Genomic DNA, 26,616 nt, shown 5'->3' with positions numbered 1-26,616 from the left:
ACGACCCCGCGAAAACCGGCCACGCCCCCGGACCGCCGAATCGCCGCGACGACCGGCCACGGTCCTTCCACCCAAGGGCGGCTCGGCGACGGGCCACCACTTCCTCATGCCGTCTGGCGCTTCCGGGACAGGTTCAGATGACCTGCAGAAGAACCGGCCTGCTGGGCGGCGCGGACTCGGACAGCTGGAATGCGTCCTTGACGAGGTCGATGGGCGGTTGGACGCCGTGGCGATGGTGAATGACGGCGAGCGGTTCGCCGGCCGCGACCTGGTCCCCCACCCGGTGGCGCAGCACGACCCCCGCCGAGTAGTCCAGCGAGCCACCCTTGACGAACCTGCCCGCCCCGACGTTCATGGCGGCCGTGCCGATGGCGCGTGGGTCGACCTCGCGTACGTAGCCCCCGCGGTCGGCGACAACCTGCGTGCGGCACTCGGCGGTGGGCAGCCCGTCCGGTTCCTCCAGCGCGGCGGGCTCGGCTCCCTGCGCCACCGCCCAGCGGACGAACTGCTCGTAGCCCTCGCCGCCGGCCAGGATCCCGCTCACCTTCCGCTCGGCGTCCGCCGGTGTGAGATCCGGGTCCGCGCTTCGCAGCATCAGCTCGGCGATCGTGCGGCAGATATCGGTCAGTCCCGGCACCTCCCGGCCCCTGAGCACGTCCAACGCCTCACGCACCTCGAGGGCGTTTCCGACCGCGTACCCGAGCGGTTGGCTCATGTCCGTGAGCACGGCCCGACAGCGCAGCCCGGCGCCGGTGGCTACCTCGACCATCAGCCGCGCCAGCTCGACCGCCCGGTCGCGGTCCGGGATGAGCGCCCCCGCGCCTGTCTTCACGTCGAACAACACACCGTGCGCGCCCACCGCTATTTTCTTGCTGACGATGCTCGCCGCGATCAGCGGCAGGCTGTCGACTGTTCCGGTGACGTCTCGCAGCGCGTACGTCACCTTGTCGCCGGGCGTCAGCCCGGCGCTCTGCCCGGTGATCACCATTCCGACCTGGTCGACCATCCGGTAGACGTCGTCGGCGTCGAGCTCCAGCCGCAGCCCACGAATGGACTCCAGTTTGTCGATCGTGCCCCCGGTAAGGCCCAGGCCGCGGCCGCTCATCTTGGCCACCGCCACTCCGCACGCCGCGACCAGCGGCACGACGACGAGACTCACCGTGTCGCCCACGCCGCCGGTGCTGTGCTTGTCGAGCACCACCCGTCCCGACGCGGCGAAATCGAGCGTCTCACCGCCGGTCACATAGGCCCGGGTCAGCGCCACCGTCTCCGCCCGTGACAGGCCCCGACAGGCCACCGTCGCCAGCCAGGCGGACATCTGGTAATCGGGAATCCGGCCGGCGACGAAGTCCGCCACCAGCCGCTCGATCTCGTTCGCGGCCAACGCGGTACCCGTCCTGGTGCGGACGACAGCGTCGATGGCGCGCGCGGAGGCGTCAGCATTCATGCGCCAAGTCTCCTCGCTGGTCAAAGGCCCAGGAGGCCGATGCGCGACACGCCTGGACTCGGCGACGTGGCGTGACGTCGACCCGCCGATTCCGTCGCCGCCAGCGCCGACGAGCCGGCCGTGACGGGTGACCACCTGGCCATCTGGCCATCTGGCCACCGTCCGGGTTCGGCTGGCCCGTCGGTGCCGGCCAGAGCGATGAGCCCCTGAACGCCCGCCAGGCCCGGCCGGCGTACCGACGACCTGCTAGCTGGTGGAGCCGGCGCGGCGATAGGCAAGGCCGGCGGCGTTGGGGGTGCCCTGCTCGTCGTAAAGGCCGGTCGGAGCGTCGGACGTGGCCGGGAGGGAGAACCAGGAGTAGCGACTCAGGAAGGGCAGACTCTCCAGCATCGTGGTCGAGGCGGTGACGAACTCCGCCTGCTGGTCCTTCGACGGCGCCTTGGCCGTGCCGCCCGCGAAGTCCATCAGCGCGTACTCGGTCAGCCAGATGGGCAGGTGGTAGCGGTCGTACACGGCCTGCAGATACCTGCGGAGTTGGTCGGTCGCCCGCGTCGGGTTGAAGTCGCTGCCGTACCAGTGCAGCACCACGAAGTCGACCCGGTGGCCACGCTGCTGAGCGCCGGTCATGAAGCGGTCCAGCCAACTGCCCTGGTCGGCGCCGCCGAAGGCCACGGCCGGGCTGCCGAGCCGCTTGCCCGTCGCCTGAAGCTGGGGCCACAGCTCCAGCGCCGCCTCGACGGTCATGTTCGCCTGGCTGCCGAGGTCGGGCTCGTTGAAGCCCAGGATCGTGTCGCCACTGGCCGCCGCCCGCCGCAGGTTGTCCGCGGTGACCGACTTGGCGCCCCAGATCATCGGCACGAACTGCGTTCCCGACGGGGCCGGGACGTTTCCGGGGCTGGCCGCCCAGTTGTAGTACCAGGACGCCCCCACGTCCTTGAGAGCCTTCTCCAGCCCGCCGAAGTTCCAGATGCTGATGCCCTTCTTCCCCGAACTCGCGGCGGGCGGCCGGGGCGGCGGCGGGGCGATGACCGTGGGGCTCGTGGCCTGCGCGGGCGGCGGGGACAGCGACGGGGAACCCGTGACCGCCGGCGCCGTCGTGGCCGGGGTTGTCGTGCCCGTAAGCGTCGGGGGCGCCGGAGTCGGGGCGCCGGACGTCGACGGCGTGGACCCGCCGGGAGCGGCGGTCGTGCCCGGCCCGGACGCTCCCGGCGTGCCGCCGCCGGGCTGGCATCCCGCGACGGCGAGCGCGACGGTGGCCGCCACGGCTACCACCCCGAACCGGGCTCCCGCGCGGCGCCTCGCCCAGCGCCTACGGGTGGTGGACGCGTCCGAGGCGTCGGCTCCGCCGTCCCGCGCCGATTCGCGACCGCCAAGAGCGCCGTAGCCGCGGCGAAATCTGGACACACCGTCTTCCCGCATAGCCTCTCCTCACCTCAGTGACGAACTGGCTGTGCGTCCGGCCGCCCCCACCCCGGGCACGACACCCCTTCCGGCACGAACACCACACAACGGTTCAAGCCGCGCCAATCGTGACATGGTGCCGACGGGGCACTCTCACGGGACCACCCGTCGAGCCAGAAGCGGGACGGCCGCCTGGACCCTTCGACCAGGTGGTGATGTTCTGGTCCAGGTCATCGCCCAGGCCGACAGGGAAGGATTGATGATCATGCGGGTCATCGGATTCGACCATCTTGTGCTCAACGTGGACGACGTCGAGCGTTCGCTCGCCTTCTACTGCGGTGTTCTGGGGCTCGAGCCCGTCCGGGTCGAGCAGTGGCGAGCGGGCGAGGCCCCGTTCCCGTCCGTCCGGGTCAGCGGCGAGACCATCATCGACCTGGTAGCGCTCCCCCGGGGCTCGGCCAACGTGGATCATTTCTGTCTCGTCGTCGAGCCGCTCGACTGGCGGGAGGTGATCGAGGCGGGCGCCGTCACGGTCGTGGACGGCCCGGCGACCCGTTTCGGCGCCCGCGGCGACGCCGTGTCGCTCTACATCAAAGATCCCGACGGCAACACCGTCGAGCTCCGCTGGTACCCGGCGGACGCCCCGACGACCTGACGCGTTCGCCGCCGACGTGGGCGGGGCCGAGGCCGAGGCGGCTCTTGCCGCGCTCGCGGTGCCGGTGGAAGATCGAGACGCCGTCGACGAGTGGCCTCTCCACGCACCGCGTGTAGTCGCCCGCGCTCGGCGGATCGACCTTGACGATGTCGACGCCGAGCTCGGCGAGCAAGGCGCCGAGCGACGCGGGTTCGAGCGGTGGGCTCTCGACGACGCGGATCCCCTTGGGCAGTCATGAGCGGGCAGCCGCCGCGGCCCCCGACACCAGAGGAGGCTGTTCGATGCGGAACTATCCACGCGAAGAGATCGAGGCGGCGTGGGCGGAGTACCGGCGGCGTGGCGTCGAGACCTACGACTGGCCGGCGTGGGGAAAGATGTTCACGGATGACGCGCTCTACGAGGAGCACAACCTCGGCGTGTTCCGTGGGCAGAACGCGATCGAGGACTGGATCGTCTCGTGCATGGCGGAGTACCCCGCCATGACGATGTGGATCGAGTGGGCGGCCATCGACGGCGACCGCATCGGCTTCTACATCTGGAACAACCTGCCCGACCCGACCGGTACGGGGAAGCGCTTCGGGTTCCCGAACACCGCGTTCCTCGAGTACGGCGGCGACGGCAAGTTCCGCTTCGAGGGTGACTACTACAACCCGGCCGATGCCGAGCGCGTGTTCGGTGAGTGGATCCAGGCCGGTGGACGCAGGACCACGCCGCAGGATCGCTCGTTGCGGGGTATCACGGACTGGGCACCGCAGCCGCCGGCGCCGGCGTTCCCGCGCGCGGAGGTCGAGGCCGAGTTCGCCAGGTACCGCGAGCGCGCCGCGTTGGCTGTCGCGACCGGCGACTGGGACCAGTGGGCCGACCAGTTCACCGACGATGCCCACTATCGCGAGCACCACTACGGCTACTTCCGCGGCCAGCGCGAGATCCGCGACTGGATCAATTCGGTGATGCAGCCGTTCCCCACGATGGAATTCCCGGTCTCGTACTACCTGATCGACGGCAACCGCGTGAACGCGCTGATCCCCAACATCCTGCCGCCACCCGAAGGCGACGACGGCTACTACGGATTCGACGTCAACACGATCCTCCACTACGCCGGCGGCGGGAAGTGGAGCTACGAGGAAGACGTCTACTCGCCGCGCGAGGCCGAGGATGTCGTCAAGCGGTGGATCGCCGCCGGCGGCGTCATCCCGAGTTGACGAGGCCCTGTTACCTCCCGCCAAGTCGAGTGATCTTGGCTGGGAATCGTCCGGCCGGGATGCCGCTGGGCGGGGCCGATGGATCCTCAGTCGCGCCCGGCGGGCCGGCCGGCCAGCCGGGCGACCTGATCGCGGGAAGATCTCCGGTCACGACCACCCGGCTTGGCTCGACGCGACAGTGCCGGCCGGCGTTCCCGGCGGCGGGAAGTACTCGCGCAGCGTGAAGGCCCACGGGGTCGGGCCGTGCTCGCGCAGGTGCCGGACGCGTTCCTCGGCGTCGGCGACCGTCGGCCATGCGCCGGCCGGCACCCACCACAGCGCCAGATAGGCCTCGCTCATGGGCTGGAACCACTCCCTGCGGCGGCGGAGCACCTCGCGGTGCCGCCCCGAGAACGTGAAGTCGGCAAGCGCCTCGGCCGACGCCCAGACCGTGAGGTTCACGATGACCCCGGCGCTGGTTCCCGTGTCCCACGTGAACGCCGGGATCGCGGTGGCGTCGCCGCTGTCGTCCTGCAGCCGCCACCGGAAACCGGGCGCGGCGTCCGCCAGCGCGTTGACCGGCTCGAGCGCCGCGACGAAGCCCGCCAACTGGGTGCTGCTGAGTGGCGCAAGCAGCCTCGCGATGTTGACCTGCGCCAGTTCCCAGCGGCCCGCGTCGCCATCCATGGCAGGAACGATAGATGCGTGCCCAGCCGGTCGCCGCCGGTTCGACGACTCAGGCCTGGGCGCGCAAGTGCTCGGCCACCGGCGGATCGGACACCAACCCCGCACAGGACACCAGCCCCGCGCAGAACGAACCGGTGCGGTCCCACTGGGCGTCCGAGCCGGCGAACCGCATTCCGGTCGTGACGGCTCTCAGTCCTCCGCGACCCTGATGATCGTCTTGCCGGGGGTGCGCCGGGCGGGGGCGAACGCGGCGGGCGCTTCCCGCAGTGTCCGCACGGCCCCGACGATCGGCTTGAGGCGTCCGTCCCGGAGTCGCCGGGCGAGGTCCGCGAGTTGGGCGCGATCGGGTTCGACCACGAAGAAGACAGCCCGCCCGTCCCTGGGCTGGACCTTGGGCGGCGTGGCGATGGTGACGAGCGTGCCGCCGGAGCGCACCAGAGCGGCCGAGCGGCCGAGGACGTCGCCGCCGATCACGTCGAACACCACGTCGACCTCGCCGGCATCTTCCAGGTGATCGGACTGCAGGTCCAGGAAGGCATCGGCGCCCAGACCGAGCGCGATGTCCCTGTCGGCGGCCCGTCCTGTGCCGATCACTCGGGCTCCCACCTCGCGCGCGAGCTGCACCGCGATCGAGCCGACGCCGCCCGCGGCACCGTGGATCAGGACGGTCTGGCCCGTCGTGAGCCGGCCGTGATCGAAAAGACCCTGCCAGGCGGTGAGCCCGGAGATCGGCAGCGCGGCCGCCACGATGTGGTCGACGTCCGCGGCAAGCGGGGCGAGGTTGCGGGCCTCCACCGCGGCGTACTCGGCCAGCGAGCCGTCGCGGGTCCAGTCGGTCAGTCCGAAGACCCGCTGGCCGACGGTAAGGCCGGTGGTCCCGTAGCCCAGCGCGGCGACGACACCCGACAGCTCATGTCCAGGCACGCTCGGCGTCCGGTCACGGCCGGCGCGATCGGTCCATGTTCCCGGCCAGTCAAGCTCTCCAGGGGTGAACCCCGCGGCGTGCACGCGCACGATGACGTCGTTCTCGGCGGCGTGGGGGTATGGCATCTCCGTCAGCGAGAGTCCTCCGACGCCGGCGGCGCGGTCTCGAACGGTGATGGCTTGCATGGCGGTCCCTCCCGTTCTTCGCATTCGAGCGAACAGGTCCATCGGTCTCGTTCTGTGCCGCACATGGGGAGACGAGGTGGCCCACCCGGGTGTGACAGCGGTCCGGATGCCACCGGCGGTCACCGCACCATCCTCCTCGGTGAGGCGCGTACCGCCGCGGATGAGCTTGCGGGCCGCGGCGATTCTGCCGCCGCCACGGTGCTGGCCGTCGTCGGGGAAGCCAACCAAGGCATGAGGACGTGCCCAACAAGAGGTTTGACACAGCTTGAGAGGCCGGTGATTCGATCGGCCAGTGCGGTGCGACGGAGCACGGCTGCCTCGGAGGTATCGCGATGATCGAGCAGTACGTCTTGGATCTTCAAGAGGTGGACGCGACGCGGGTCGCGGTCGTTGGCGGCAAGGCCGCGCACCTGGGCGGGCTGTCGCGGATCGAAGGCATCCGGGTGCCGGCTGGGTTTTGCGTGACGACGAACGCCTTCCGGCGGATCATGGCGGATGCACCGTCGATCGCCAATCTGCTCGATCAGCTGTCGCGCCTGAACCCGGATGACCGGGAGGCGGTCCGCACGCTCAGCGCGGAGATCCGCCGGACCATCGAAGGGATTGCCATCCCGGGCGGTCTGGCGACGGTGATCACCCACGCGCTCGCCCAGCTCGGCGAGCGAGCCGCCTACGCCGTGCGATCCAGCGCGACGGCAGAGGACCTGCCGACGGCCTCCTTCGCCGGCCAGCAGGACACGTACCTGAACATCGTGGGGCCGGCGGAGATCCTCCGGCACGTCAGCCGGTGCTGGGCGTCGCTGTTCACCGAGCGGGCCGTGACCTACCGCCAGCGCAACGGCATCGACCACCGCGCGGTCCACATGGCGGTGGTCGTGCAGCAGATGGTCTTCCCGGATGCGGCCGGCATCCTGTTCACGGCCGACCCCGTCACGGGCAACCGGAAGGTCGCCACCGTGGACGCCAGCTTCGGCCTCGGTGAGGCCGTGGTTTCCGGCCTGGTGAACCCGGACGTCTTCAAGGTGCGCGACGGCGCGATCGTCGCCCAGGCGGTCGCCGCCAAACAGCGCGCCATTCACGCCCTGCCGGCCGGCGGGACGAGGGAAGTGGCGATCGACCCGCACCGGCAGGAGCAGCCGGCGCTGACGAACACGCAAATTCTGCGGCTCGTGCGACTCGGGCGGCGGATCGAAGCGCATTTCGGCCGCCCGCAGGACATCGAATGGTGCCTGGTCGACGATGACTTCCAGATCGTGCAGAGCCGACCAATCACCACACTGTTTCCCATCCCCGCCGCCGACGACCAGGAGAACCACGTCTACGTCTCCGTCGGTCATCAGCAGATGATGACCGACCCCATGAAGCCACTGGGGCTCTCGATGTGGCAGCTGACGGCCATGGCGCCGATGCACGCGGCCGGCGGGAGGCTGTTCGTCGACGTCACCCGGCGCCTGGCCTCGCCCGCGAGCCGCGCCGGCCTCCTGGACCTCATGGGGAGGGGCGATCCGCTGATCAGGGACGCGCTGGAGACCGTCCTCGACCGCGGCGACTTCATCCCGACGCTCCCCGACGGGGGTCCCGCTGGGCCGCCGGTCCGCGGCGCGTCCACCCCGATCGAGACCGATCCGGCCATCGTCACCGAGCTGGTGGAGCGCAGCCAGGCGTCCATCGCCGCCCTGCGGCGCGAGATCCGGACGAAGAGCGGACCGGCGCTGTTCGACTTCCTGCTGGAGGCATTCGAGGAGCACAAGCGAGTCCTCGGTGATCCACTGAGCATGCAGGCGATCATGGCGGGGATGGCGGCCACCTGGTGGCTCAATGACCAGCTGCGGGAATGGCTGGGCGAGAAGAACGCGGCCGACACCCTCACGCTGTCCGCCCCCGGCAACGTCACGTCGGAGATGGGACTGGCGCTGCTCGACGTCGCCGACGTGATCCGCCCGCATCCGGAGGTGGTGGCGTTCCTGCGGGGCGTCGAGGACGACGGCTTCCTGGACGCGCTGCCGAAGTTCTCGGGCGGGACCGAAGCGCGCCACGCCATCGAGGCCTACCTCGACCGGTACGGCATGCGCTGCGTCGGCGAGATCGACATCACGAGGCCGCGTTGGCGTGAACGCCCCAGCACGCTCGTGCCCGTGATCCTCGACAACGTCAGGAACTTCGCGCCGGGCGCCGCCAGGCGGCGCTTCGAGCAAGGACAGCGGGAGGCGCGGAAGAAGACGCAGGAGGTGCTCGAACACCTGCGGGCCCTGCCGGACGGGGAGCACAAGGCCACCGAGACCGAGAAGATGATCGACCGGGTCCGGACCTTCATCGGCTACCGGGAGTACCCGAAGTACGGCATCGTCAGCCGCTACTTCGTCTACAAGCAGGCCTTGCTGGCCGAGGCCGAGCGCCTCGTGCGGGCCAACGTGCTCCCCGAGAAGGAGGACGTCTTCTACCTCACGTTCCAGGAACTTCACGGCGTCGTGCGCACCAACCAGGTGGATGACAAGCTCATCCAGCGGCGCAAGGACGCGTTCCGGTCGTACCACGCGCTCACGCCGCCCCGGGTGCTGACCTCGGATGGCGAGGTCATTGCCGGGGCCTACCGACGCGACGACGTGCCGACCGGCGCCCTGATCGGCCTACCGGTCTCCGCCGGGACCATCGAAGGGCGCGCCCGCGTCATCCTGGACATGGCCCAGGCTGATCTCGAACCGGGTGACATCCTCGTCACGGCCCACACGGACCCGAGCTGGACGCCCCTCTTCGTCGCTGTCACCGGCCTGGTGACGGAGGTCGGAGGACTGATGACACACGGCGCGGTGATCGCGCGGGAGTACGGGCTGCCGGCTGTCGTCGGTGTGGTGGATGCCACCCGGCTGATTCCCGACGGGCAGCGGATCCGCGTGCACGGAAGCGACGGGTACGTCGAGATTCTGCGTTGACCGACCACTCATCGAGAAGGCCCATCCGCCTTGCCAGGCATATTTCCGAGCGGCACCGACCTGCTCGGCATCCGGATCTGCCGCGGGCCGCGCGCCGGCGGCCCAAACGAGCGTGGGCCGCGGCGCGGAACGCTGCTGAGCCCGATGGCAGCCGCCCGGTTGGTCGCCGTCCGAACCCAACCTTCAAGATCGAAATAGGCCCCGGCGGCGCCGGTCTATAGTCCCGGCGTGAAGCCGCGCACGGGGGCGCGGTCACGGGGGAGAAACACAATGCGCAGGCATGAGCCGGGCCGGCAGCGGCCCGACGCGTACAGATACTCGGTTCGGCTGTTGCCGGTCGTCGTCCTTCTCGTGGCCGCCTGTTCCGGTGGCCACGACTCCGACGGCGGCGGGCCATCCGGGCCGTCGCCCAGCGCGAGCCCTTCGACCGCGCCCCCGCTCACCCAGCAGCAGGGTTCCGCGTTGTCGACGCGGCTGGCGTCCGGTTCGGAGGATGACCTCCGGTCGGCGATGGGGATTCCGCCGGGGCAGGTGCTTGACCCGGCCGCGCTCGCCGGGCTTCGCGAGGCCGGGCCGGTGTCCTTCGACATGGCGACGTTCCAGCCACTCGACGCGACGCACGCGACAGTCGTCGGGCGGTTCGCTCACCCGCCGGCGGGCCAGCCCGCCGCCTGGACGTTCCTCCTGGCCTGGTCTGACGGCTCCTGGACGATCGTGGCGACGGAGCCTGTCCGATGACCGCGACGGCGGGCCCAGCGGGCCGGCGCGGCCGTGCCCGCTGTGGGACGGCCGTCCGGCTGGTCGCGTTGGGCGCCGCGGTTCTCACCGTGCTGGCGGTGACCGGGGCACCGGCCGCCCCCGCCCAGGCCTCGTCGTCTGCCTGCTCGTCGCGCTCGACCTCGCCGTCGACGCGACCGGCGGACGGCACCCGGCCGGTGGTCTTCGTGCACGGCTGGATGGCGGATGGCGGCGCGCTGAAGGAAACCGGAAAGGCGCTCACGGCCCGCACAGGCAACCGGATCACCCCTTACTACTTCGACTACGGCGCGCACCGAACGACGTGGGCGAGCGCGGACGCGGTCGCGGGCTGCCTCGCCAAATACCTCGCCGCCGTGTCGGCGACCTACGGCGGCGACGGGAAGGTCCTCGTCGTCGCGCACTCGATGGGCGGCCTGGCGACGCTGTACGCCGCCAGGCGGGCGGGGGCCGCCGAACTGCTCGGCGGGGTCGTCACCTTCGCCACGCCCTATCTCGGCTCCCCGTTCGGCGAGACCTGGGCGGCCGGGTTCTGGCAGGACCTTCACCAGCACGGCTCGACCGAGGTTCCGCCGCCCGGTTCGGACGCCCAGGTCTGCCTGGGCCCACATCCGAACGGCGGCGCGAACATGCCCGACGCCTGCGCCAGCACGCTGCCGTCCTACCTGCCGGCCTCGGTGCCGTTGACCGCGATCGCCGGTTCCGCCACGGTGCGCCGAACGCTGGGCCCGTTCCACCTCTACGACATCCCGCTGAGCAGCGACGGCATCGTGCCGGTGAGCTCCGCGCACGGCTATCTCCCGATGAACCCGAGGGAACCGCAGCCGCGAGGCGTGAAGGTTTCCCTCCGGACGGACGCTTGCACCATCACCAGCGACTCTCTCCTGACCGCGGCTGTCGCCCTGGGCTGGAGCAAGTCGGCGCTGGCCGCGCTCGCGGCGGGCATCGGCCAGATGGCGGTGCTGGATGACAACACCTTCGACGGCATCCTGTCCGGGAACCTGACACCGGGGCTGGTCGCCTACCTCGCCGCCGTCGAGGCCGCCGCGAGCTGCTCACACGGCCGTCTCTACAAGGGCGACGTCAGCCTGAACCATGCCACCGACGCGCTCATCAGCTACCTGGACCAGCTCGGCGGCGGCGCACCGGCTCCCTCATCGGGTCCTTCCACCTTCCAGGCCACGCAGCTCGGCACGTCGCGGTACAGCGACGAGTACCGCGCGGCGATCCGGGCGGTCCGCCCGGACGGGTTCCTGCTCCACGTCGACTTCGACGCGTCCGGGCGGAACGACCTCCGCAAGCCGGAGACCTCCTGCGTGACGGTGTCGGACGGATCGACATCGCGTCGGCTGTTCCCCGTGCAGAGCACGCTGTCGACCAACAGCCCCGGCCGCTATACGGGAACTCTGACGTTCGCGCTCGCCGCGCCCGGCTCGTACGGCTTCACGTATTCGTGCGCGAGCGACTACTCCACCGTCGCGCTCGGCACCGCCGCGGTCCCGTCCCGCGCGGTCTCCGTCTACAGCAGGGACTACTTCGCCAACATCCTCGACGTACGGTCCGTCGGCGGCCAGACCGTCATCCGCTTTGCCGCCGCCGGCAGGTCGGACCTGCGCGACCCCGCGACCTCGTGCCTGCGGACGTCCGGCGGCACGGTCAAGCCGACGGTGACGCTCGAGGTGTCCCGCAGGTCCAGCACCGGCGCCACCTATGCCGGAACGATGACGTTCAACGCCCGGACCCCCGCCACATTCGTCTACTCCTGCCTCGATGACTACAGTTCCGTCCAGTTCTGAACGGTGATCGCCAACGGCGTTCGGCAGTCGTCACGCAGGCGCTGTCGCGCCGGCCGGTCGGAAGGCTGGTCGGACCGTCCGGCGTGAGCGTGTGACGCGTCGCCGTGGGGCTGCTTCTCGCGCCCCACGGCGACGATCATCGTTGCGGCGTGGGACCGCGTTCGCGAGTCCGCGCGGCGCGCTGGCCGCTGGAACGGGCAGGTACGCGTATCACGTCCCAGCGGGCTCGGCCGCGAGGGTCACGCTCCGCGCGGCGGCGCCGAGGGGATCGCCGCTGGAACCTGACTGGCGTCACCTGAACTCGACCAGCGCCGGCGCGGGGCGGCCGCCGCGCGCGGCACGTCCCTCAGGAGCCCCCTCAGGAGCCAAGGAGGCTGGCTGGCCCGGTGAGCACGGACACGACGAACATGTCGCCGCCGCCGCTCGGCCCCGAGGCGGACGCGCTCGACGCGGAGATCGCGCGGCTGTGCCGGGGTGCCGCGCGCGCGGCTGGGCGAACGACGATGCCGTCCGCGACATCTACCTGCTCGCCGCGCATCTCCAGCTGAAGTTCGACCGCGACGGGACCGAGACGCCGCCTCGACAGGCGACAGCCCCCGGCGGTAACCGGGGGCTGTGGCCGCCTGAACCGCTCGGTATGAGGAACGACGGCTGACGCGCAGCGTAAGGGGATCGGCGATCAAACGCCACCCGTCTGCACGCTATGTCTGTGACTAGTCCACAGATGGTTACTTCCGGTGGCTACCCAATGTGCTCGTCTGCGGACAGGATGTGACTCAAGCGAGCGGTTGCAGTCCGGCGGTAACCGGAACCGCGCGCCTCACTTAAAAGTCTCGGTATGAGGACAAAGAGGTAGATCTATGCCTAAACAAGACCCGAAGCAAGACCCGATTCCCCTCTGGGTTGTCGTTCTCCTGGCGACCGTCCTTGTAGGAGGGCCGGCCGCGCTGCACACGGGTACGGGCGCCACGACGGCGGGATGCCAGACGTCGACCAGCACCATGATCTGACTCCCGGCGCCCACCCGGACCGCCGTCCGGGTGGGCGCTGCCTGGGGCACAGTCGCGTCGAGCCGGCCCGAGGCATGGCGGCTGTCGCGACGACCGGCTGCCGCATCTCGGTTCCAGAGGACCGACTTCGGTCGCGAGCCGCGAGGACACCGGCCAGGATCGAACTATCCGGGGAGTTCCCGCGAGAGGAGCAGCCGAGCCGTGGCCGTGGCCGTGGCCGCGAGATGGGACGACGACGTGACCTTGGTGAGCCCGCTGACCGCGCATGGGGCCGGGAATGAGGACTACCTCGACCTGATGAAGCGGATCCTCACGAACACGATCTACCAGGACCCGCCCGTCTCCGGGACAGGGGCGGCGTTCGACGGCGACCAGCGGGCCACCGGCCAGGACTGGCCGACCGTCGCGCACACGATGGTGGGGCTCGCCCGGCTGGACAACGTCCAGGAATGCGCCGCCACGGCGATCATGGAGGGCGTTCCCGGCGACCTGGTCGAGACGGGGGTCTGGCGTGGCGGCACGTCGATCTTCATGCGCGCGGTCCTGCGCGCCTACGGGGTGACCGACCGGCTGGTGTGGGTGTGCGACTCGTTCGAGGGGATGCCGGTCAGCGGGCCGGACAGCCACCCCAGCGACCAGGAGACCCGGCTGCACCTGGCCAACGCCGTGTTGGCCGTCCCGCTCGAGCAGGTGCGGGCCAACTTCGGCGTCTACGGGCTGCTCGACGACCAGGTCCGGTTCCTGAAGGGATGGTTCCGCGACACCCTGCCCACCGCGCCGATCGAGCGGATCGCGGTGCTCAGGCTCGACGGTGACCTGTACGAGTCGACCATGGATGCGCTGGACAACCTGTACCCGAAGGTGTCACCGGGCGGATTCGTGATCATCGATGACTACCAGATCCCGGCCTGCCGTGCGGCGGTCCACGACTACCGCGCCGCGCACGGCGTCACCGCGCCCCTGACGCGGATCGACCAGTGGGCGGTGTTCTGGCGTCTCCCGGGACCGACCCTCGAGGAGCGGAGGGACGAAGAGCGCCGGTAGCGCGGCGTGCCGGTGCGCAGTGCCGGTGCGCAGTGCCGGTGCGCAGTGCCGGTGCGCAGTGCCGGTGCGCAGTGCCGGTGCGCCCGACCCCTCAGCAGGTGACTGCGCCCGGCAGATCCCAGCCCGGGCGCGACGCCGCGCTCACGACGCTCGCCGCGGATCCACCCGCTCCGATCCTCACGGACCTGCGCGATCTCCACATCGCCACCGCGGTCGCCGACACAACAGGCCCCCGGAGTTGCGCGGACTCGTCGGACCCGGGGCGGTCGTTGAGTCGACGCCAGAAAAATCGGCCGCACCACAGGATGACTCCTCGCGGCGCGACAGCCCGGTTCAGCGGTTCTCGATGAATGCCTTGAACCGCTTCAGATCGGCCTTGACCCTGTGGGGTGCAACTGGACGGTCAGGGCCGCTGAGCTGGGCAGATGGCGCGGCAGGGATCATGACGGCATGGTGTCGACGCTGGTGCTCCTGCTGATCCGTGGGCTGCCGCGGTCAACCAGACGCTCGTCGCCGCGGTGATCGCCCTGGCCGTCCTGGCGGTGGTGTTTCTCGGGCTGCACCAGCGCGGCCGCGCCGCCGCCCGACGGGCCGCCGGCGAGTCACGCGGCTGTGGCGGGGGGCGGGCTGCGGCGGGGGGCGCCTGTTGACAGGAGATCCTGCACTGACACGCCGACTCACCGCATGCTGGCCAAGGCCTGGACTGGAAGGCGTCAGCTGGAGGTGGCCATCCCCGCTGGCTTGACGTATGCCGGTGCGAGCGCGGCGAGGACATCGCCGGGACGCAGCGCCCGGTAGTAGATGTTGCCATCGCACCAGATCATCTGGAGCAGGCCGGCGGTCGCCAGCCTGGTCAGGTACAGGTCGCGGTCCTGGCCGAGGTCGGCGAGGAGATCAGCGATGTGGCAGCCACAGATCTCGTCGCCGTGGGCTCGCAATGTGGTGAACAACCGGAGCGACGGGCCGTGGGCCAGCGTCTGGAGCGCCTCGGCGACCGCCTCCGGTGAGCGGTGGGAGACGAGCGCGTAGCGCGGTGCGCTCAGGGGAGCAGCGAGGGCCGGCGCTTCGGGCCGGTCGTGGAGGGTGGACGGGGCGCATCGACTCTCGCCGCGCATCGACATGTTTCAATATTCGCATCTACAGCCATGCCAAGGAAGACCGCGTCGCGCCGGCCGATCACCTGTCGACCCGGCCGGCCGCTCGATCACTGCAGGACGGCGCGGATCTCGCGAAGACGCTCGGGGACGACGGCGAACCAGGCCCACTGGCCGCGTTGGGAGCGGGTGACCAGGCCGGCGTTTGTGAGCAGCTTGAGGTGGTGGCTGACGGTGGGCTGCGAGAGGCCGACCGGCTCGATGAGATCGCAGACGCACGCCTCGCCGTTCTCGCTGGCCATGATGAGGCTCAGCAGCTGCAGCCGGGCGGGGTGCGCGATGGCCTTGAGGGTCTCCGCCAAGCGGTCCGCGTCGTCGCGCGGCAACGGCTTGGCGGACAGCGATGGCCCACAGTCATCGACCGGGGGCTGGGTGGTGACGATATCGGGGTGGGAAGGAGTCCCGTCGAGCGCCGCCACACGTACACACTAGCGAGCGCATGGGACTTTTCGCCGCGCCACCTTGATTCTTCGCCGCGTTTCGGCTTGGTTTTATGTCCGTTCATCGAAGGTTCATCATTCGCGGCGGACGCGGTAGCCGATGCCCCGGATGGACTCGATGAGCTGGGGCTTGCCCGTGTCCCCGATCCGCAGGCGGATCCGGCGGACGTGTACCGCGATCGTGTTGGACTCGGTCTCGGCGGTTCCCCAGGCGAGCTCGCCCAGTGTTTCCTTCGTGACTACCCGGCCGATGTTCTCGAGAAGGATCCGCAGAACGTCGAACTCGCGGCGTGGCAGGTGGATCGGGCGTTGGTGGACCCGGACGTCGTGTCCGGCGACGTCCATCGTGATGGGGCCCGCGCGCAGGATCGCCGGTGGCTCGTCAGTTCGTTGGGCATCCTCGACGCGAGAGGCGTGCGCCGTGCCGAGGATGTCCATGACTCCGTGGGGCCAGGCGACGCACGAGTTGGCGCCGGCTTCAAGCCCCGCCGCCGCTTGTGCGCCCTCGTCGGGCCCGACGGCGAGCACGATCGGCAGGGTCTCACGGTCGTAGCGGGCCCTGACTGCCCTGATGACCGCGACTCCGTCGAGAATCGGCAGGGCGGCGCGGACGAGGAGCAGTTCGGGTTCGAGGCGACCGACTTCCAACAGCGCGCTGGCCCCGTCACGGGCGATGGCCACCTGGGCGCCCGCCTGCCGAAGTGTGGCCAGAGTGTCCTCGGTGATGGTCCCGTCGGCGATCAGTATGGTGCCTGTTTCGGGGTCGTCCCCACGGCTCGCGTCCAGGGAAACCTCCCTTCCGCCCGGCGGTGTCACCGCGCGCGGGGCGGGGCCCGCGCCCAGGTGCCTGGCGGGCGCGTGGGTGGGACTTCCGCCGGCGCCCGCATGGGTCGCCGGCTCGATCACTGGCCGGACTGCCGGGCGGGCGTCGTCCGCTGGCCGCGCGGATATCTGGGGCACCGGGTCAGGTCTCCTCTCCCGCGTCACGACCTGGCCGAACGGCCCGGGCGGCGCCGTTCGGCCCGCCCAGGCCGCCTCGTCGGCTCGCCGGCCAACGCGTGGGCTCGGTCGAGCAGGGCGGGCTCCGCCCGCGCGAAGGATGCGGTTGGCGTCAGCCGAAGCGGCCACTGATGTAGTCCTCGGTCCGGCGGTCGCGCGGGTTGTGGAACATGGCGCCGGTCCGGTCGTACTCGACCAGCAGCCCGGTGCGTTCGCCGGTGGTCGCGTCGGCCTCCGCGGTGAAGAACGCGGTGCGGTCGGCGACTCGGGCGGCCTGCTGCATGTTGTGGGTGACGATGATGATCGTGTACCGGTCGGCGAGTTCGATCATCAGGTCCTCGATGCGCGCAGTGGCGATCGGGTCGAGCGCGGAGCAGGGCTCGTCCATGAGGATCACGTCGGGGTTGACGGCGATGCAGCGCGCGATGCACAGCCGTTGCTGCTGCCCGCCCGACAGGGAGTAGGCGTTCTGCTTGAGTTTGTCCTTGACCTCGTCCCACAGTGCCGCGCCGCGTAGCGCCTGCTCGACGAGCTCGTCCATGCTCCCCGGCTTCATCCCGGTCACCCGCGGCCCGTAGGCGATGTTGTCGTAGATCGACTTCGGGAAGGGGTTGGGCTTCTGGAAGACCATGCCGATGCTGCGCCGCACGACGATCGGGTCGACCTTCGGGCCGTACAGATCCTGGTCGTGGTAGGTGATCGAACCCGCGACGCGCGCGCCGCGGACCAGGTCGTTCATCCGGTTGAGGCAGCGCAGGACGGTGCTCTTCCCGCAGCCGGACGGCCCAATCAGGGCGGTGATCTCGCGGCGGCCGAAGTCGAGGTTCACGTCCTTCACCGCGCGAAAACCGCCGTAGTAGACGGCGACGTCACGCAGCAGCATGACGGGGTCCTTCGGCTGCTCGGGAATCTCGCGCCGCCCGGCGCGGGTGGGGGTGTCCAGGTGCAGCGCCGGGTCGGCCAGGCCGGAGCCCGTGGCCGCCGGCTGGGGCGCGTCGGCCGACGTCGGCGCGTCGTCCGCTGACGGGGAATTGTCCATGGCTATGGCTGTCCTTCGCGAAGGGTGCGGAGGTGCGGGCTGGTCATGACGGTCCCGTGACAGGGCCGGGGCCGGGCCGCCGCCGGTCGCCCGGCGGGCGGCGGCGGTGGGCTACCAGCGGCGCTGGAACCGGTTCCGGACGAGGATCGCGATGCTGTTCATGGCCAGCAGGATCACGAGGAGGACGACGCCGGCCGCGGCCGCGAGCACCTCGAATTCGTCCTGGGGCCGGGAGACCCAGTTGAAGATCTGGATCGGTAGCACCGTGAACGGGCTGTCCAGGCCGCTCGGGTTGAACTGGATGAAGGTGAGCCCGCCGAGCAGCACCAGCGGCGCCGCCTCGCCGATCGCCCGGGACAGCGCGAGGATCACTCCGGTGGCGATGCCCGGCACCGAGGCCGGCAGCACCTGCCGCCACACCGTCTGCCACTGGGTCGCGCCGAGCGCGAGCGAACCGGCCCGGATCGAGTCCGGGACAGCCCGGATCGCCTCCCGCGCCGCGATGATCACCGTGGGCAGTACGAGCAGGGTGAGTGTCAACGAGGCCGCGAGTACGACCTGGCCCAGTCCCGCGGCCTGCACGATCAGGCCGAGGCCGAGGATGCCGTAGACGATCGACGGCACCGCCGCCAGGTTCTGGATGTTCAGCTCGATCAGGCGGTTGTACCAGCGCTGTTTGTCGGCGAACTCCTCCAGGTAGACGGCGGCGGCCACCCCCAGCGGGATCGTGAACAGCGCGGTGAAGCCGACGACCCAGATGCTTCCCAGCACCGCCGACTCGGCCCCGGCCCTGGCCGGGATGCTGGACGGGAAGTGGGTGATGAGGTCGAGGTTGAGCCGTGGCCAGCCCTGGACCAGCATCAGGGCGATCAGGGCGACCAGGGCCGTGAAGGCGATCCCGAGGCTCGCCAGCATGCCCACGTAGAACAGGACATCCTTGATCGACCGCTGCCCCGCCGTGAGGTCGGCATGCGACGTCGCCTCGGCCACGGCCGGGTCTTCCACGCCGGTGGTCTGGGTGGTGCTCACTCGTACACCTCCCGGAACTTGCGGACGAGCCGGATGGAGACGGCGTTCATGACGAGGGTGATGACGAACAGCAGCGAACCAACGGCGAAGATCGTCTTGTAGCCGATGGAGCCGACCGGCTGGTCGCCGATCCCGGCCGCCCCGATGAAGGCGGTCATCGTCTGCATCGCCTCGCGCGGGTCGGCGCTGAGGTTCGGTGTTCCACCGGCAGCCACCAGGACGATCATGGTTTCGCCGACGGCGCGGGAGATCGCCAGCACGATGGCCGCGACGATGCCCGACAGCGCCGCCGGGAACGTCACCCTCGTCGCTACCTGGCGTTTACTGCTGCCCAGCGCGTACCCGCCGGCCTTGAGGTCCGCGGGCACGGCGCTCATCGCGTCCTCGGACAGCGACGCGACCGTCGGGACGATCATGATGCCCATGACGATGCCGGCGGACAGGGCGTTGAAGCCCTCCGGCGGGTCGCCGAACAGCCAGATGTCCTGCAGCAGCGGGGTGACGAAGGTGAGCGCGAAGAAGCCGTAGACGACGGTGGGGATACCGGCGAGCACCTCGAGGACGGGCTTGAGCACGCGCCGGACCCGGTCGGTCGCGTACTCGGACAGGAACGTCGCGGCACCAAGTCCAAGCGGTATGGCGACGATCAGCGCCACCACGGTGACCACCAGGGTCCCGACCAGCAGCGGCAGCACGCCGAACTTCGGCCTGGCGAACAGCGGCGCCCATTCGGTGCCGGTCAGGAAGTCCAGGACGCTGACCTCGGCGAAGAACTCGACCGTCGGGACGATCAGCGCGACGACGATCCCGACCGTCGTCGCGACCGACAACAGCGCGGCGGCGAACAGCGCGCCGCGGATGACTGCTTCGCCGTAGCGCGGCCGAGGCCGCCGCAGGGAAACGCTCCCCGCGGCGACCCCGCCGGCGGCGGTGGATTCCGCCCGCGTCATGTCGTCGTCACGAACTCGGCGTGGCGGTGACGCCCGCGCTCGCCTGCAGCGCGGTGAGCTTGTCCTGCGCGGTCTTGATCTGCGCGTCGGTCAGCGGCACGAACTGGACCTGCTCGGCGATCGCCGTGGAGTTCGCCAGGTAGAACTCGACGAACCCCTTGACCTCGGGCCGGGCGAGCGACTTGCCGTTGACGTAGATGAACAGCGGGCGGGCCAGCGGCGAGTACGTGCCGTCCTGCGCCGTCGCGACGCTCGGCGTGACACAGCCCTCGCCGCCGTCGATCTGCACGGCGGTCAGCTCGTCGGCGTTCTCCTCGTAGTAGGAGAAACCGAAGTAGCCAAGCCCGCCCTTGGACGAGGTCACGCCCTGAACGGTGACGTTGTCGTCCTCGGTCGCCTGGTAGTCCGTGCGGCTACGGCCCTCCTCGCCGTTGACCGCGGCGGTGAAGTAGTCGAACGTACCGGAGTCCGTGCCCGCGCCGAACAGCTTCAACGGCTCGTCCGGGAACGACGGGTCGACCTGGTTCCAGTTGCTGACGGTCGAGCCCTCGTCCCAGATCGTCTTGAGCTGGTCGACCGTGAGGCACTTCGCCCAGGTGTTCTCCTTGTTCACGACGACCGTGAGCGCGTCGTTCGCGACCTGGAACGCATCGAAGGCGATGCCGGCCTCCTCGCAGGCGGCCACCTCGTCGTCCTCGATCGCGCGCGAGGCGTCGGAGATGTCCGTCTCGCCCCGGCAGAACTTCTCGAAGCCGCCACCGGTGCCGGACGTACCGACGGTGATCTGCACGCCGCCCTGCTCCTCGCGGAACAACTCGGCCGCCGCCTCCGACAACGGCGCGACGGTGCTCGACCCATCGACCTTGACGGTCCCGGACAGCGCGGCCGCGGTGCCTCCGGAACCCGGTGTCGTCGGCTCCTCGTCGTCACCACACGCGGACACGGTCAAGACCGCCGCGAGCGCGACGCCGACGACGGCGCCCAACCGCTTACCCCTTATTGCCACGTGCGCATCCCCTCAGTCTTCCCCCGCGCCCACGGGCGCATATGTGGCGGGTCCACGCGAACCAACCGAGGTCATATCGAAGACCTTCGATATGAACGGACGTCGAACGGAAGGGGACCGAAGCAGGAAGACATCGAAGAGTTTCGATCTACGATCAAGGTCGGCGGCGAGCCTGGCCGCACGATCGAGCCACCCGGCCAAGCGCCGGTCACCCGACGTCGAGGTGCACGTGGGCGGCTCGCGAGGTACCAGCCGCGGCCCGCAGGCACTCTCGTCACGCGGTGTGAGCTGGCTCGGCAGGGGCAACCGGCGGCCGTAGCCGGGCATCCGCATCGACGTGGCAGTGTGGCTGCCGAATATGCCATCCGCCCTGCTCAGCGCGGTCGCAGCCGTGGCTGCCGACCATGGCCCTCCCAGCGCCGGCCCTCGCCTGGGCGCCGGCGGCTGCGCGAGGATGGCGGTTCGTGGTGCGTCGGCTGACCTACCTCGGTGTCACGAACGCGTTCGCGCTGCTGCGCCTGCTGCCCCGCGGTGGCCGTGACAAGGACGTCGAGATCCTCGCCCTGCGCCACCAGATCGCCGTGCTGCAACGCCAACTCGACGGTCAACGGATCCAGTTCCATCCCGCCGACCGTGCTCTGCTCGCCGCGCTCCTGCACGCGCTGCCGCGGCCAACCCTGCGCCGCCTGCGACTCCTGGTGCGCCCGGAGACCGTCCTGCGCTGACATCGCGATCTGATCGCCCGCCACCACGCCGCTCGCTCCCGTCCCAGGCGGCGTGGCCGGCCCCGTACCGTGGCCTCGATCCGCGCCCTGGTGTTACGGCTGGCCAGGGAAAACAGCAGCTGGGGCTACCGTCGAATCCACGGCGAACTCCTGACCCTCGGCATCCGGGTCGCCCCATCCACCGTCCGGGAGATCCTGCGTGACGCAGGCATCGACCCCGCACCCGACCGGACCGCGACCACCTGGGCCGACTTCCTCCGCGCCCAAGCCCACGCGATCCTCGCCGCCGACTTCTTCGAAACGGTGACCCTGACCGGGGCGCGCCTGTACATCCTCACGGTGATCGAACACTCCACCCGGCGGATCCGGATCCTGGGCGCCACCGCATACCCCACCGCCGCGTGGGTCACCCAGGCCGCCCGTAACCTCGCCATGGACAGGCGGAGGCGCGGACGTGGGACGCGGTCGCCCCGGCGGACCCCGGGAGTCGAGGTCGGAAGCTCAGGAGCGCAGGAACGCCAGTACCGCGAGCACCCGGCGGTGGTCGCCCGGGTCGGGATGCAGGTTCAGCTTGGTGAAGATGCTGCGCACATGGGCCTCGACCGTCTTCTCGCTCAGGTACAGCTCCGCGGCCAGCGCGGCGTTGGAGCGCCCCTGCGCCATGAGGGCGAGCACGGTGCGCTCGCGCTCAGTGAGAGCGACCAGCGGGTCACGTTCACGGCGCTTCCCGACCAGCCGCGCGATCAGCTCCGGGTCAAGGACGCAGCCGCCGGCGGCGACCCGCCGCACATCATCGGCGAAGGCGGCCAGGTCGCTGACCCGGTCCTTGAGGAGATAGCCGACACCGGCGCGGAACTCGGTCACGAGCCGCGTCGCGACGCGCGTCTCCACGTGCTGGGACAGCAGCAGCAGGCCGACGTCCGGGAGGCTCCGACGGATGTCGGCGGCGGCCTCGACGCCCTCGGTGAGGTGGCCGGGCGGCATCCGGATGTCGATGATCGCCGCGTCGGGAGGGTCCCGGGCGACGAGCGCGCGAAGCTCGGCCGCGTCACGGGCGAGCCCCGTCACGTCGAAGCCCGCCTCCGTGAGGAGGCGGGCCGTGCCCTCCCGGAACAGCACGGCGTCGTCGGCGACGACCACACGCATGAAAATCTCCATTACTCCGCTACTCGCGCGGGTTCTCCGCGGGGATCTGGGCGACGAGCCGGGTGCCGCCGCCGGGCGGGCTGTGCACGGTCAGCTGCCCGTTCAGGGTCGCCGTCCGGTCGACCAGCCCCTGCAAACCCTGGCCGCGGCGCGCGTCCGCCCCGCCCCGCCCGTCGTCGGCGATCTCGAGGCGCAGCCAGCCGTCCGCCAGCCGGCCGGTGATGGCGACGCGCGCGGCCCCGGCATGCCGGGCGGCGTTCGTCAGCGCCTCGCTGACCAGGAAGTACGCCGTGGCCTCGACGTCCTGGCCGAGACGCCGGTCCACCCGCGCGTCGAGCTCGACGGGAATCGGGGACCGCTCGGCCAGGAACTCCAGGGCAGCCTCGAGACCCTCCTGGGTCAGGATCGCCGGGTGGATCCCGCGGGCCAGCTCCCGCAGCTCGGCGAGCGCGTCGAGGAGGTCCCGGCGCGCGTCGTCGACGTTTCGGGCGAGCGCGTCGTGGCCACCCGCGGCGGCCCGCTCGGCCAGGGAGCGCAGGCCGAGCGCCAGGGTGACCAGGCGCTGCTGGGCGCCGTCGTGCAGGTCGCGCTCGATGGCGCGGCGCGCCTCGTACTGCGCGGCCACGATCCGTTTCGCCGCGGCCTGCAGCTCGGCCGCCTGGAGTTCGATCTGGCGCAGCCGCCGGCGCAGCTCGAGCCCGAGGCCGACGTTGTCGAGCACGAGGCTCGCCTGCGCCGCCAGGTCACGCAGCAGCCGGTCCTCGGCCGGCGTCAGCGCCTCGCCGGGTGCCTTGCGCAGCGTGACGGCACCGCGGACCCGGCCGTCCCGGACGATGGGCAGAACCCGCGTTCCCCCGCCGTCGAGACAGCGCAGCTCACGCGGGGCCACCGAGGCGGCCGCGGGCGGCCAGGACGCCACCGGCACCAGCCTGTCGGCCGTACCCTCCCACAGCGTCACCTCGGCGGCGCCGACCCCGTCCGCCACCGCGATCGCGAGCCCCGCCGCCAGGTCGTCCGGTCGGACACCGCCGTTCAGCTGGGTCGTCAGCCAGGCGAGGGTCTCGTACGGGGTCGGCCGGTGGCCGTACACCAGCCGGTCCGCCAGCGTCTGCACCCGGCGTCGCGCCGGTTCGAAGACGACGGCGACGACCGCGGTGGCCACGATGGACCACACCGGGTGCTGCGCGGCCGACATGCCGACGAACCGGCCGACGACCACCACCACTCCGATGTAGCCGCCGGTCACCAGGGTCGCCATCGCCCCGACGACCAACGCCTTGTTGATCACCGGGTCGATGTCGTAGAGCCGGTACTTGACGATCGCGGCGCCCGCCGCGACCGCGACGAGCGGCACCGCGAGCACCCCGAGGATCGCGGAACGGAAGGCGATCGCGCCCGTCGCCATCGCCACCGCCCCGATGGTCACCGCGAACGCGAACCACCGGATCTGGCGCGCCTCGTCGCCCCGGGCCCGCCGCAGCCGGAAGATCACCGCGACAACCCAGGTGATCTGGAACAGGGTGTAACAGAGGGGGCCGGACACGTTCCAGATCCGTTGGGCGACGTCCTCGCCGCCGGTCCGGAACGGATGCGCCACCACCAGCGAGTTCTCTGAGTACTCGACCGGCCAGAGCGCCGACAGCAGCGCGAGCAGGCCCGCGGCGACCGCCATGGCGACCACGACCAGCCGCCACCGGCGCGACGGCAGCCGCCCGTCCGGGAAGGACATGAACGTCACCCCGGCGAGCACCAGGATCGGCGCGAGCGGCCATACGCCCAGCCAGGTCAGCCAGGTCACCGCGGTCGAGTTCTCCGCCCTGCCCGCCTCCACGGCCAGGCCGTGCTGCCGGCCCAGGAACATGATGGCGGACGCGGTCCCGGTCGCGACAAAAAGCCAGCCCTCCCGGTTGTCGGGCCGACGCGTGACCACGAACAGGCCGACGGCGGTGAAGCTCACCGCGATCAGCCCGTTGTGCAGGTTCGGCAGGTACCCGCCGAGCCGGAAGCCGGCGGCGACGCATCCCGCCACCAGCAGCCCGAGCGCCACCCGCGCCGCCCTGGTCAGCAGACGCCCCCGCGGGTCCGCCAGCGCGGGCGGGCCGGTCCCCCCGACCGGCGTTCCCCCGACGGCCGTACCCCCGGCCGCCGTCGCCTGCGTGGTCACCGGTCACCGACCACGGCCGCCAGCGCGTCGGCGGACAGCTCCGCTTTGGTGATGAAGCCGGCCGCCCCACTGCGCGCCAGCCGTCCTCCGTAGTCGACCGCCGCCCGCGTGGACACGAGCACCACCACGGGACCCGCCGGTGGCGCGTCGATGCGCGCCAGCACGCCGAAACCGTCGACGTCCGGCAGCTGGATGTCAAGCAGCACGACGTCCGGGCGGGTCCTGTCGATCGTCACGAGGGCGCTCCGGCCGTCCGGGCACGATCCCACGATCTCGTAGCCGGCCGCCTCCAGCAGTTCCCGCGCCCGCGCCCGGAACTCGGCGTGGTCATCCACGATCACGGCGGTGCGCGTCATTCAGTCACCGTCCCATGCCGGGGGCGGGAATCCATCAGGGCTGACCCTCAGGGCCAGACCCGCACGACTGCGAGGGTCCGCACTCATGAACCGGCGCGCAGATGTTTCTACGGTCCCTCGAGACAACCCATGGAGGGATCACGATGTCAAACGCTACTACCGCCGAAACCCGCGTTCCGGCCCGCAGGGCGATACCGCCCGCCGGATGGCTGCTCCCGGCCGGCGGGCTGTTCTTCCTGGCCGGTGGCCTATTCCACCCGAACGAGGACCGACCGGAGCTCGGCATGGCGCAGCAGATGCGGGTCATGTACGAGGACTCCGCCTGGTACCCGGCGCACACCCTCATGGCGGTTGGCGCTGTCCTCCTCGCGGCGGCGCTGGTCGCCCTGGTGCGCAGCCGCGTGCTCGCCCGGGACGACCACGCGCACAAGGCGGCCGTCGCCGCGGCCGTGACCGCCGTGATCAGCGCGCCCGTCGCCCTGCTCCACCTGCTCGCCGCCACCGAGGCCGACCGGATCGCCCGCGGCGACAGTCATCCGCTCACCGACGTGGTCCTGGTCGCCGACACGGTCACGGTCCCGCTCTTCGGCTTCGCCATCGCCGCGCTGGCGATCCTGGGCGCGGCGCGGCGCACGCTGGGCAGCCCGGTCGCGGCCGCGTTCGGAGTCGTCGGCGGCGTCGGGTACGCGCTGGCCAGCGGGACCGCCGTCTTCACCAGCGCCCTCGACCCACTCTTCCCGACCGCCCTCGGGGTCGCAGTGTGGGCCGTGGTCACCGGCGCCGGCCTGGTCACCCGGCGCCACGCCGCCGGCGCCACCGCCGGATAGGCGCGACGACCCGCGGCGCCCGACAGCCAGGGGCGGCGGCGCCGGACGGTCAGGCCGCGAGGCGCCCCAGCACCTCCGGGAGGTCGTCGCTGTGGACGACGGTCAGTGAACGGGTGGCGCGGGTGAGGGCCACGTAGAGGTCGGCCAGGCCCCTGGTCGGCCCGGCGAGCAGCGCCGCCGGCTCGACCAGGAGCACGGCGTCGAACTCCAGGCCCTTGCTGTCGGCGACGGTCAGCACCGCCACCCGGGCGTGGAGCACGCCCTCGGCGCCGGCGGGGGCGGCGGAGGCACCGAGCAGCTCGGGCGCGCCCCGGCCATCACGGCACGAACCGGCTCACACTCCTCCGGCCGGCAGATCGACGTGGCATGGCCTCATCGTCGAACGGAATACCGCCGGCCGTGTGGCGCCCGCTGATCGCTGGACTCGCGCTGACCGCCCGGGTCGCCGGGCGTCGACGCGTGGTCGAACAGCACTGGCCCCAGACCTGCAACGTCCATGGTGAGCCGCAAGTCAGCGGCGCTGCTCGCCTGGCTCGCGGGAGTGGGCTTCGGCCAGGTGGAGGCGTATCCGCCCACCTGCTCGCATCGGCGCCCGCATTCGCGCCCAGCTCGGATCGATCAGTCGGCCGCGGCAGCTCGAGCCTGTGGGGTGTCAAGTCGGCTAGTGCGCTGACCACGAACGTGTTTCGGTTCGGGTCAGGCGGCCCGTGATCGTGGTCGTCCCCAGCGTTGCTGGCGTTCGGAGCGGACGCGGGCGCGTTCGC

General features: G+C 71.0%; 24 protein-coding genes and 1 pseudogene. 9 read left to right on the top strand and 16 right to left on the bottom strand.

Going from position 1 to position 26,616, the window contains the following annotated elements; translation table 11 throughout:
* Window positions 1-133: 133 nt before the first annotated feature.
* Both I6A81_RS06565 and I6A81_RS06560 read right to left on the bottom strand, forming a co-directional pair.
* The gene (locus I6A81_RS06565) at window positions 134-1,447 is read right to left on the bottom strand and encodes a thymidine phosphorylase (RefSeq protein WP_203005266.1); all 1,314 of its coding nucleotides are present in this window, start codon (window positions 1,445-1,447) and stop codon (window positions 134-136) included.
* A 246-nt stretch (window positions 1,448-1,693) separates the two neighbouring features.
* Window positions 1,694-2,710: a glycoside hydrolase family protein gene (locus I6A81_RS06560; protein WP_307874504.1), complete on the bottom strand. Its 1,017-nt coding sequence runs from the start codon at window positions 2,708-2,710 to the stop codon at window positions 1,694-1,696.
* A 403-nt stretch (window positions 2,711-3,113) separates the two neighbouring features.
* Here I6A81_RS06560 and I6A81_RS06555 point away from each other — a divergent pair, with 403 nt between their 5' ends.
* Window positions 3,114-3,503 (top strand): VOC family protein, encoded by a 390-nt coding sequence (locus I6A81_RS06555; RefSeq protein WP_203005268.1) that lies wholly within the window; start codon window positions 3,114-3,116, stop codon window positions 3,501-3,503.
* Here the strand turns inward: I6A81_RS06555 and I6A81_RS46105 are convergent.
* Window positions 3,439-3,723, bottom strand: a complete 285-nt coding sequence (locus I6A81_RS46105; RefSeq protein WP_407661263.1) for a CoA transferase — start codon at window positions 3,721-3,723, stop codon at window positions 3,439-3,441. The genes I6A81_RS06555 and I6A81_RS46105 overlap by 65 nt on opposite strands.
* Before the next feature lie 61 nt (window positions 3,724-3,784).
* Between I6A81_RS46105 and I6A81_RS06545 the strand changes: the two genes are divergently transcribed.
* Window positions 3,785-4,705: a nuclear transport factor 2 family protein gene (locus I6A81_RS06545; protein WP_203005270.1), complete on the top strand. Its 921-nt coding sequence runs from the start codon at window positions 3,785-3,787 to the stop codon at window positions 4,703-4,705.
* 147 nt (window positions 4,706-4,852) lie between these two features.
* Here the strand turns inward: I6A81_RS06545 and I6A81_RS06540 are convergent, their stop codons facing one another.
* Window positions 4,853-5,371, bottom strand: coding sequence for a DUF3291 domain-containing protein (locus I6A81_RS06540; RefSeq protein WP_203005513.1), 519 nt, complete (start codon window positions 5,369-5,371; stop codon window positions 4,853-4,855).
* Window positions 5,372-5,560: 189 nt separating this feature from the next.
* Complete coding sequence (locus I6A81_RS06535; protein WP_203005514.1) at window positions 5,561-6,481, bottom strand: NADP-dependent oxidoreductase; 921 nt, start codon at window positions 6,479-6,481, stop codon at window positions 5,561-5,563.
* A gap of 332 nt (window positions 6,482-6,813) precedes the next feature.
* Between I6A81_RS06535 and rph the strand changes: the two genes are divergently transcribed.
* From rph to I6A81_RS06510, 5 genes are all read left to right on the top strand, one after another.
* Entirely contained in the window at window positions 6,814-9,411 is a 2,598-nt protein-coding gene (gene rph, locus I6A81_RS06530; protein ID WP_203005515.1) for a rifamycin-inactivating phosphotransferase, read from the top strand.
* A gap of 270 nt (window positions 9,412-9,681) precedes the next feature.
* Entirely contained in the window at window positions 9,682-10,149 is a 468-nt protein-coding gene (locus I6A81_RS06525; RefSeq protein WP_203005516.1) for a hypothetical protein, read from the top strand.
* Complete coding sequence (locus I6A81_RS06520; protein ID WP_203005517.1) at window positions 10,146-11,963, top strand: esterase/lipase family protein; 1,818 nt, start codon at window positions 10,146-10,148, stop codon at window positions 11,961-11,963. Before I6A81_RS06525 ends, I6A81_RS06520 begins: the two co-directional genes overlap by 4 nt.
* Before the next feature lie 386 nt (window positions 11,964-12,349).
* Window positions 12,350-12,511: a hypothetical protein gene (locus I6A81_RS06515; RefSeq protein ID WP_203005518.1), complete on the top strand. Its 162-nt coding sequence runs from the start codon at window positions 12,350-12,352 to the stop codon at window positions 12,509-12,511.
* Between the two features lie 669 nt (window positions 12,512-13,180).
* Entirely contained in the window at window positions 13,181-14,017 is an 837-nt protein-coding gene (locus I6A81_RS06510; RefSeq protein ID WP_203005530.1) for a TylF/MycF family methyltransferase, read from the top strand.
* Window positions 14,018-14,730: 713 nt separating this feature from the next.
* On the opposite strand, the gene I6A81_RS06505 is transcribed toward I6A81_RS06510, so the two are convergent.
* From I6A81_RS06505 to I6A81_RS06475, 7 genes are all read right to left on the bottom strand, one after another.
* Window positions 14,731-15,138, bottom strand: coding sequence for a hypothetical protein (locus tag I6A81_RS06505; RefSeq protein ID WP_203005519.1), 408 nt, complete (start codon window positions 15,136-15,138; stop codon window positions 14,731-14,733).
* An 83-nt stretch (window positions 15,139-15,221) separates the two neighbouring features.
* A complete protein-coding gene (locus I6A81_RS43040) occupies window positions 15,222-15,590 on the bottom strand; it encodes an ArsR/SmtB family transcription factor (RefSeq protein WP_203005520.1) in 369 nt (122 codons plus the stop codon).
* Window positions 15,591-15,686: 96 nt separating this feature from the next.
* Window positions 15,687-16,571: a response regulator transcription factor gene (locus I6A81_RS45460; RefSeq protein ID WP_203005521.1), complete on the bottom strand. Its 885-nt coding sequence runs from the start codon at window positions 16,569-16,571 to the stop codon at window positions 15,687-15,689.
* 151 nt (window positions 16,572-16,722) lie between these two features.
* Entirely contained in the window at window positions 16,723-17,493 is a 771-nt protein-coding gene (pstB, locus tag I6A81_RS06490) for a phosphate ABC transporter ATP-binding protein PstB (RefSeq protein ID WP_203005531.1), read from the bottom strand.
* 267 nt (window positions 17,494-17,760) lie between these two features.
* Window positions 17,761-18,654 carry a phosphate ABC transporter permease PstA gene (pstA, locus tag I6A81_RS06485; RefSeq protein WP_407661262.1) on the bottom strand — a complete coding sequence of 298 codons (894 nt, stop codon included), beginning with the start codon at window positions 18,652-18,654 and terminating at the stop codon, window positions 17,761-17,763.
* 20 nt (window positions 18,655-18,674) lie between these two features.
* A complete protein-coding gene (gene pstC, locus I6A81_RS06480) occupies window positions 18,675-19,628 on the bottom strand; it encodes a phosphate ABC transporter permease subunit PstC (RefSeq protein WP_203005523.1) in 954 nt (317 codons plus the stop codon).
* A 7-nt stretch (window positions 19,629-19,635) separates the two neighbouring features.
* Complete coding sequence (locus tag I6A81_RS06475; protein WP_203005524.1) at window positions 19,636-20,634, bottom strand: PstS family phosphate ABC transporter substrate-binding protein; 999 nt, start codon at window positions 20,632-20,634, stop codon at window positions 19,636-19,638.
* 464 nt (window positions 20,635-21,098) lie between these two features.
* Between I6A81_RS06475 and I6A81_RS46100 the strand changes: the two are divergent.
* A pseudogene (locus I6A81_RS46100) lies at window positions 21,099-21,797 on the top strand (integrase); the annotation flags it as partial.
* Between the two features lie 63 nt (window positions 21,798-21,860).
* Here the strand turns inward: I6A81_RS46100 and I6A81_RS06465 are convergent.
* Genes I6A81_RS06465 through I6A81_RS06455 form a run of 3 tightly spaced genes read right to left on the bottom strand, consistent with a single transcriptional unit; the run spans window position 21,861 to window position 25,025 of the window.
* A complete protein-coding gene (locus I6A81_RS06465; RefSeq protein ID WP_203005526.1) occupies window positions 21,861-22,505 on the bottom strand; it encodes a response regulator transcription factor in 645 nt (214 codons plus the stop codon).
* A 19-nt stretch (window positions 22,506-22,524) separates the two neighbouring features.
* Window positions 22,525-24,669, bottom strand: coding sequence for a sensor histidine kinase (locus tag I6A81_RS45455; RefSeq protein WP_203005527.1), 2,145 nt, complete (start codon window positions 24,667-24,669; stop codon window positions 22,525-22,527).
* Complete coding sequence (locus tag I6A81_RS06455) at window positions 24,666-25,025, bottom strand: LytR/AlgR family response regulator transcription factor (protein ID WP_203005528.1); 360 nt, start codon at window positions 25,023-25,025, stop codon at window positions 24,666-24,668. The genes I6A81_RS45455 and I6A81_RS06455 overlap by 4 nt, the downstream gene beginning before the upstream one ends.
* A 143-nt stretch (window positions 25,026-25,168) precedes the next feature.
* Here I6A81_RS06455 and I6A81_RS06450 point away from each other — a divergent pair, with 143 nt between their 5' ends.
* Window positions 25,169-25,852, top strand: a complete 684-nt coding sequence (locus I6A81_RS06450; RefSeq protein ID WP_203005529.1) for a hypothetical protein — start codon at window positions 25,169-25,171, stop codon at window positions 25,850-25,852.
* A gap of 49 nt (window positions 25,853-25,901) precedes the next feature.
* Here I6A81_RS06450 and I6A81_RS06445 read toward each other — a convergent pair whose 3' ends face one another.
* The gene (locus I6A81_RS06445; RefSeq protein WP_407661261.1) at window positions 25,902-26,096 is read right to left on the bottom strand and encodes an ATP-binding domain-containing protein; all 195 of its coding nucleotides are present in this window, start codon (window positions 26,094-26,096) and stop codon (window positions 25,902-25,904) included.
* Window positions 26,097-26,616: the final 520 nt, after the last annotated feature.

The organism is Frankia nepalensis, assembly GCF_016786325.1.
GTDB lineage: Bacteria > Actinomycetota > Actinomycetes > Frankiales > Frankiaceae > Pseudofrankia > Pseudofrankia nepalensis.
This window is presented reverse-complemented; position numbering and strand designations above follow the sequence as displayed.